This is a genomic window from Halomonas sp. TH-94 (assembly GCF_057473365.1).
This window is the reverse complement of sequence record NZ_JBYCKL010000085.1, coordinates 64304-72426: the sequence shown is the minus strand read 5'-3', so window position 1 is coordinate 72426 and position 8123 is coordinate 64304. Positions and strand designations below refer to the sequence as shown.

The 8123-nt window shown below is 61.4% G+C and carries 5 protein-coding genes; all 5 read right to left on the bottom strand.

The window, feature by feature from the left end:
• The coding region (locus AC2VNO_RS16190) for a retention module-containing protein (protein ID WP_486935092.1) at window positions 1-1138 on the bottom strand (1138 nt) is incomplete at its 3' end.
• Between the two features lie 254 nt (window positions 1139-1392).
• The gene (locus tag AC2VNO_RS16185) at window positions 1393-2004 is read right to left on the bottom strand and encodes a response regulator transcription factor (RefSeq protein WP_486935091.1); all 612 of its coding nucleotides are present in this window, start codon (window positions 2002-2004) and stop codon (window positions 1393-1395) included.
• The gene (locus tag AC2VNO_RS16180; RefSeq protein ID WP_486935090.1) at window positions 2004-3446 is read right to left on the bottom strand and encodes an HlyD family type I secretion periplasmic adaptor subunit; all 1443 of its coding nucleotides are present in this window, start codon (window positions 3444-3446) and stop codon (window positions 2004-2006) included. Before AC2VNO_RS16180 ends, AC2VNO_RS16185 begins: the two co-directional genes overlap by 1 nt.
• Window positions 3446-5617 (bottom strand): type I secretion system permease/ATPase, encoded by a 2172-nt coding sequence (locus AC2VNO_RS16175; protein ID WP_486935089.1) that lies wholly within the window; start codon window positions 5615-5617, stop codon window positions 3446-3448. Before AC2VNO_RS16175 ends, AC2VNO_RS16180 begins: the two co-directional genes overlap by 1 nt.
• Window positions 5618-5722: 105 nt before the next feature.
• Window positions 5723-7969 (bottom strand): TolC family outer membrane protein, encoded by a 2247-nt coding sequence (locus AC2VNO_RS16170; RefSeq protein ID WP_486935088.1) that lies wholly within the window; start codon window positions 7967-7969, stop codon window positions 5723-5725.
• Window positions 7970-8123: the final 154 nt, after the last annotated feature.

The following is an 8123-nucleotide window of genomic DNA, read 5'->3' as shown; positions in this document are numbered from 1 at the left end:
TGAAGACGATTGCCTCACCACTGCTGGTCAGGCCGTGCGGGACGTTGCCCAGGCTCAGGGCATAGCCGTCGACGACGACGCTGCCCGCGCCGTCGGCGCCGTAATTGACATTCACGGCGGATTCGAAGGCCGCGGCTACGCCACCCTTCGCAACAGAGGTGCCGTCAGCTGTATCGCGATCAAAGACGGTCAAGACGAGCTGGCCAAGGTCTACGCTGCCTACTTCGACGCTCGGGCTGTCGTCCAGAATGGTGATATTGAGCGTACCGGTAACCGTACCGCTGCTGCTGGTCACGGTGTAAATCAGGCTGGCCACCGCTTCGTCGGTGCCCTCGGCATGCAGCAGATTGTTCAGCTGCGTCAAGACGAACTCGCCCGTACTGGGATTGACCTGGATAGTGAAAATATTGAGTTCGCGGGCGGGCGAGAAGGCGGTAAGAGTATTGCTGCCAGCATCCCAGCTGTAGACGATCGTTTCCTGACCGATCTGTACTTGCACACCATCCATGTCGGCAAAGGTGACGCTACCATTGGTGCCCGTACCAAACGAAAACGGTAGCGTGCCAGTGACGACGGAACCGGATTCGCTCAGCAGGCTGGCATCATTCAGCGAGCCTTCGAAGCTTCCCGCGGTAGGTGCGATGACCTCTTCTGCTCCAGCCAGGAAGGCAGCACCCTCTATCTCCGGCAAGTCAGAGGATTGCCCCAGACCATATTCGAACGCCAGCGGGTTAGTGTCCTCGGCGACGCGCGCCAGACGTACGAAGCTGTGTCCGCCATCGGCACCACCGCCGCCACCGGCGCCTGCTGCAGTAGCGTCGAGTACATCGAGCAGATCGATGCTGTCGTCGTCCAGCGCAGCAAGCAGTGCTTCCAGATCCTCATCGAGAGCGGCGAATTGACTCGTATCGACCGCTTCGTCGGCATCGAGCTCGGGAGTCATGGCCACCTGCTCGCCACCTTCGATTACCGCTGCATCCTGACCATCGCCGAAATCGAGCTGAGCGCTACCATTATCGGAGGTAACGAGTACTTCCCCTTCCTGAAGGGTATCGCCCACACGCAGCTCGCGAACGTTACCTTCGGCATCACGCGCCCAGGCGCGACCTGTGATGGAAATAACCGTGGCAATGGCCATGACATGACTCCCTGATTCGTCTAAGTTGTTGCGTTTTTTTCTGTTTTCTCGAGGCGCACCGTGAGCGCACCAAGGATGGACCCCTGACGATATACATTAGGTTACGCTTGGAAACGAAAGTATTGTACCGATGGACAGTACGGTCACATCATCAGATTTGACGGGGAAACCACGCAGAAAAACAAAGGCTTGCCTTATAGCGGCAAGCCGAGAAAGTGTTCATTGGAGATTTGGTGGGAAGGATGAGGGAGTGATCAGACGACGTTCTCGTCCTGCTTGGACAGCTTGAGCACCAACTGCATACGGTCGCGCACGCCCAGCTTGCGAAAAACCGCACCCAGGTGCGCCTTCACGGTCCGCTCGGTGATGTCGAGCTGACGAGCGGCTTCCTTGTTGCTCCGCCCTTCGGCCACTGCCAGGGCAACGGCACGTTCACGTTCGGTCAGCGCTGCCAAGCTGTCAGGTGCCAAGCTATCGCGTCCACCCAAGGTGGCAAAGGCCGCACCTAAGACCTTGCTGAGCAGCTCGGCCGGTACCCAGACCCCCTGATTGCCGGTCACCAAAGCTACTTGCTGCATCATTTCAGCAGGAGAAAGCGCGTGCACATACCCACGCGCCCCAGCCTGTAGTGCCTGCATCGCTTCCGCTTCGCTCGGCGTAAGCGACATCACTACGGCAATGGCGCCTCGCGCTGCCAGGGCCGATGTCAGTGCCGGCCACTCAGCATGATCGGCCATTACCCAGGCGCGATCACCGCTACTTACCATCCCCGTTGCCTGATCGGGTGTGACTCGACGGAGCTCGGCGAATGCACTGCGTAAACGTGGTATTTCAGGACGCTTCTGACTGACGAACAGCACTGCCATTATCGTTCCCCCATGGAGTCGCTCCATGCCCGTAGCACGGGTTTGAGCAGAAACTGCATCACGGTGCGCTTGCCTGTCATGATATCGACCTGAGCCGTCATGCCGGGAATGACCTGAATTTCGCTGCTCAGGTCTTCCCCTTCGATGGTTCTCACGCGCACTAGGTAGAAGGTGTTGTCGTTCTCATCGGTGATGGTATCGGCACTGATATGATCGAGTTCGGCTGCCAGCCCACCGAAGATGGCGAAATCGTAGGCGGTGAGCTTGATCGTGGCAGGCTGGCCGGGGCGCAGGAAGGCGATATCCTGCGGGGCGATACGCGCCTCGACCAGAAGTTGATCGTCGCTGGGAATGATATCCACCACATCCTGGCCCGGCTGCACGACGCCGCCCAGGGTGGTGATTCCCAGACGCTGCACCACGCCGGTTACCGGTGAACGAACCTCGGCCAGGCGCACTCGATCCTGCAAGCCGGCACTGGATTCATCCAGCGCGCCCAGATCGCCAACGGTCTGTGCAAGGTCGTTGCGCCAGCTGCTGCGCCGCTCGGCGCCGATCTCACGTAGCTGGGTACGCGCCTCTTCCACGGCAGCTTCCAGTCGTGCAACGGCGGCCGAGGCCTGGTTGCGCTCACCAGTGGCCCGGGAAACTTCACGTTCGAGTCTGAGGATATCCACCTCCGAGACAGCACCGGACTGCAGCAGCGGCCGCGTCAGGTTGAGCTCCTGGCTGGCCATGTTGGCCTCGCGCTGAGCGGTATCGCGCCTCGCCTTGGCCTCGTTGAGTTCCTCTTCGCGCTGACGGATACGATCGCGCAGAATGCTCTCCTGTTCGCGCAATTCCTCACGCCGGCTCTCGTAGACTTCACGCTCCTGGGCGACGATATCCGGCGCCTCGTTGCGTAGCTCGTCATCGGGGTTGAAGGGCGTATCGGTTGCCAGGGCGCGCAGCCGCTCGGCGCGGGCACGCAGCGCCAACGCCTGGGCTCGGTTCTCTCGGAAATTGGCAATGAAACGCGTTGGATCGATTCGCATCAGAACCTGACCCGCTTCGACGAGCTGGCCCTCGCGCACCAGGATCTCCTGGACGACCCCGCCATCGAAAGACTGTACCTTCTGCAGCTGGCTGGATGGGATCACGCGCCCCGTTCCACGGGTGACCTCATCGATCGGAGCAAAGTAGGACCACGCAATCAGGGCGAAGACGGCGAGCAATACCGTGTAAAGGAAGACCCTGGCACGGATCGGATCTTGCTGCATGCGAGCCCAGTCGGCATCGCTGGCCCAATCGCGATTGAGATGAGCGGAAGTGACCCGCTTGGAGAACAGACGATCCATAAAGGGACGGAACGGCTTGCCGCCCACTTCGGAAAAACGTCCGATAGCCTCGAAACCTTGCTGCTCGGCCGTCTTGCCCTTGGCCTTGGGAGACATGGCGGTCATCAGCTGGCCCTCCCGATCTGGCCTTTACGCAAGGCCTCGACGACTTTGTCGCGCGGGCCATCGGCCACTACCTTGCCGGCATCGATGACAATGATGCGGTCTACCAAGGAGAGCAGAGAGGTACGGTGAGTGACCACGACGAGGGTCTTTCCTTCTCCGTACTGTTTCAAGCTGGCCTTGAAGGCCTCCTCGCTGGCGTGATCCATGGAGCTGGTGGGTTCGTCCAGCAACAGGATCTGCGGGTCGTGCACCATGGCTCGAGCGATGGCGACAGCCTGCCGCTGGCCACCAGAGAGCATCTGACCGCGCTCGCCTACCTGCAAATCGACACCGTGGGGGTGCCCGTTGACCAGGCTTTCCAGCCCGCTGAGCTTGATTGCGCGCAGCAACGATTCATCGTCAACGCCATCGCTACCACCACCGGCCACGATATTGTCGCGCAGCGAACCGAAGAACAGGCTGACGTCCTGAGGCACATAGCCGATATGACGGCGCAATTGGATGGGATCGAACTGACGCAGGTCGACGCCGTCGATCAGCACTGCTCCTGCCGTGGGCGCATACAGACCCAGCAGCAGCTTGTTGAGAGAAGTCTTGCCGCAGCCGACACGCCCCAGCAGCGCCACCTTTTCACCTGGCTCGATTTTGAGCGAGATATCGCGCAGCGCATCGCGCTCTTCGTCCGGATAGCGCAGCGAGGCCTTGTCGAAGCGGATCTCACCGTGAATCACCGGCCGGGTAATGAACGACTTGCCTTCCGGCCTTTCCACCGGACGCTGCATGACGCCATCCAGGGATTGAAGCGCGGTGGACGATTGATGGTACTGCGCCAGCAACGCCGCCGCTTGGCTGACCGGCGCCATGGCTCGCGACGACAGCATGTACGCGGCAATCAACCCGCCCTGGGTGAGATTGCCATCGATGATCAGATAGACCCCTACCAAGATTACGCATACCGCCACGGTGTGTTGCGCCCACATGGCAAGGTTGGAAACGGAGGTGCTGACCAGGCGCAGCTGTGCCGAAGTACGTGACAGGAAGGCAGTCGCCTTCTCCCAGCTGCTCTGAATGCGGCTCTCGGCACGCAGTGTCTTGACCGTTTCCAAGCTCGACAGTGATTCTACCAATGTGGCGTTTCGCTGAGCACTGACGCGCCAGGTTGTCTCGGATAGTTCGTGCAGTTTGCCCTGGGCCGCCAGCGCATACAGCAGCACCACGACAATACCGATGATGACCGGCAGCGCCAGCGGCGCTCCAATCAGAGCTATGACACCGACGAAGAGAATCACGAATGGCAGATCGACCAGGGCCACGACGGTTGCCGAGCCGATGAAGGAGCGCACCGATTCGAAGGACTGCAGGGTCGAGGCGAACGAGCCGGTGGATGCCGGTTTGGCTTCCATGCGCAGCCCCAGTACCTGGGCCATGATCCTCGAGGAGAGTTTGACGTCGGCCCGGCTGGCCGCCAGGTCGACGAAAGCGCTGCGCATCAGGCGCAGCGCGAGATCGAAACAGAGAACGACGAAGATACCGGCAGCCAAGACCCATAGCGTTTCGGTCGCATGGTTGGGTACAACGCGGTCGTAGACGTTGAGTACGAACAGCGGCATGGCCACGGCAAACAGATTGATGACAATGGAGCCGGCGACCACATCGCGATAGAGTCGACGATTTTCGCGGATGACCCCCCAGAACCAATGGCGTGCACGCTGCTTACCGACTTCCGGGCCCCGCGCATCGAAGCGGAAACGCGGGCGCACGTAGATGGCCTGGCCACTGTAGCTTTCGGTCAGCCCATCGAGATCGACCTCGGTGACGGCATCGCCCAGTTCGGGAAAGATCACTCGAGCACGACGAGCCTTGATATCGAGTGCCACGAGCACACAGGCACGGCCCGGCTCGAGTAGCAAAACGGCAGGAAAAAGTGCCGGATTGAGCTGTACCAGGCGACTCTTAACGATACGCGCCGTCATGTTGGCGCGCGCGGCCGCACGCGGGAACACCCCCGGTGTCAGCCGACCTTCTTCCAATGGCAGTCCCGCCGTCAACGAATCGGGCGTGACCGCATGATCATGAGCTAAAGCAATGGTTTGCAGGCACTCGAGCAGTTCGTCGCGAACCGCCGAGCGAGGTGCCTCCTGAGAGGAATACAACACTTCTTGCTGCGTCACGTGGACCTCGGGGATGAGGCCCGCCCGGCTAATCCGGGCGGGTAGTACTTGATAACGAGAGCTGCCTGAACCAACTCAGCCCAGGCAGCTGGTACCCCGGGTCCTTCAGCCCTGTACGACGTAGCTGTCGGCGTAACCCAGACGCTTCAGCTCGCCTCGCAGGGCCGCCAGCTCCGCCGGGTCACCGATCGGCCCAAGTTGCACACGGTGCAGATCGGTAGAACTGACCAGCCGCATCGGACTTGCCAAGGTATCGCTGAGCTGGCTGCCGAGCTGGTGTGCACGTTCGACATCCTTGAGCGCTACTACTTGCACATAGGCACCCTGCGCGAGCGCATCGGTTGCATACGACTCGGGCTGGACGAAATCGACCAGTTCGCCATACAGCTCACCATAGACAGTGGCAACGGGGCGCTGCTCTGCCCAGACCATATCCAGGCTCGGCTGAGCCCCCTGGCCAAGGTCAGTGGTGCCCATGGCTGGCCACTGCTGCGCGGCGCTCATGTCGAGATTCTCACCCACTCGCTCGAGCGTGACTTCAACACGACGGTTCTGACGACGCCCTTCCACCGTATCGTTGCTCGCCACGGGTTGGCGCGAACCGTAACCGCGGGTTTGGATCAAGCTGCGATCCACACCTTGACCAGCCAGGTATTCCGCCACGCTGTCGGCACGGCGCTGCGACAGAGGATCGTTGATGGCATCGCTGCCGGTGCTGTCGGCGTGACCGGCAATGAACACCCGCGCCAGATCGGTACGTCCGCGAATCTGACCGGCCAGCTCGGTAAGCTCCTGGCGCGAATCGGGCCCCAGCTCAGCGCTGTTGACGGCGAACAGAGCGTCCGCGGAGAGCGTGACGTCAGGAGCGCGAGTCGGTGCCGGCGCACTGATACCGCGAGTGAAGTCAGCCAGGGTATAGCCGCCAGGGCCGTCGATGGGGCAAAGCACGCTCGGGTCGAGTGCCACACCGTCGCTTCCCAGTTCGGCCAGCGTCGGCATGTCGTCGCGCATCACGCCCAGCGCTTGCATCAGCTGACCCATGGCAGCCAGGGTACGTGCATCGGCCAATGCGATGTCATACTGGGCGTTGGCATAGGCACGGCTGGCCTCGAAGTACTCGTTCTCGCTGTCGAGTACGTCGAGCAGGGTACGCTGGCCGATGTCGAACTGCTGCTGGTAGGCACCGCGAACGCGGTCGATCGATTGGCGGTGTTCGTTGAGGTAGCGAACCTGCTCGCGCAGGCGCTGAGTGTCATTAAAGGCAATCTGTGTCGTCTGACGCACATTGGTACAGGCCAGATCGCGCTGGTCGATGGCTTGTTCGACGCGATCGCTGGCCGCACGAAACGAAGCCAGATCGCTGCCGCCCCGATACAGATTCATGCTGGCAACGAGTTCGATGCTGTGGCGATCGCGCCGCCCGAAACCGTCGAAGCCGCTCTCGTTGTTATTGGTGCCCGTACGTCCGCGCAAATCCAGGCGCGGCTGGAACCCGGCGCGAGTGCCGGTCTTTTCTGCCCGGGCCGCTTCGATGTTCTCGATGGCGGCATGGAAATCGGGATTTCCCTGGAAGGCAAGGTTGACGGCTTCGCTGACAGAAGGCGGCAGCCGGTCGTCGAGTGCCGGCGCCGGCGCCAGATTCTCGGCCGGCAGGCTTCCTACGATGCGCAGGTAGCGTGCGGTGACGTCATGCAGGTTCGACGCCTCGGTCATCAGGTTGGACTCTGCCAGCGCCAGACGGCCGCTGATCTGCTCCAGGTCGACGCCACGCCCGGCGCCGGAGCGCACCCGATCCTCGATCTGGTTGAAAACGCGCAGATGGTCGGCGTAGTTGTCCTGAGCCAGACGCACGAGTTCGCGATAACGGCTGACATCGAGATAGGCACGCGTCGCTTCCAGGGCCACGTTTTCGCTGGCACCCAGCAGCTCGTAGTAACGCACCAGTTTGGCACGATCGAGACGCTCGACATCGCTGCGCGTCGCGAAGCCATCGTAGATCATTTGGGTCAGGCGCAACTCGGCGAAATCGGTATCGTAGCTGCCGCGCCCGTCACCCTCCCGCTCCTCGCGACCGATACCGGCCGCCACATCGATGCTGGGCAGATAGTTACCGCGAGCTACATCGACATCATGGCCCGCGGCATTCATTCCGTTCCAAGCGGCTTTGACTTCCGGGTTGGTGACCAGCGCCTGTCGCACGACCTGCTGGATATCGGATGCGCCAGGTGCTGCCAGACCGGCCGGCAGGGTCTGCGCCACCGCAGCGGACAGTGGGAGAAGCGCGAGCGAAGATCCCACCACAACGGCCTTGGCCACGCGGTGAGCGCGAGAGAGTTCCTTCGACTGTTTCATGGGTGTTCCCTTTTCCTGATCTGGTCGCCCCGTCTGCACAGGCGATCCGTCGAGTTGTGGAGACATATTCTTGTTATTACGGGGCTCATCCGGCCTGGCCGAATGGTGCATCCTTTCCCGATTCCCTTTCTAAAGCTGACTTAGGGTTTTGCGC

Bases quoted from the DNA above. Each gene is read 5' to 3' on its own strand.
- AC2VNO_RS16180 (WP_486935090.1), bottom strand. From the start codon at position 3,446: ATGACCGCCATGTCTCCCAAGGCCAAGGGCAAGACGGCCGAGCAGCAA.
- AC2VNO_RS16185 (WP_486935091.1), bottom strand. From the start codon at position 2,004: ATGGCAGTGCTGTTCGTCAGTCAGAAGCGTCCTGAAATACCACGTTTA.
- AC2VNO_RS16170 (WP_486935088.1), bottom strand. From the start codon at position 7,969: ATGAAACAGTCGAAGGAACTCTCTCGCGCTCACCGCGTGGCCAAGGCC.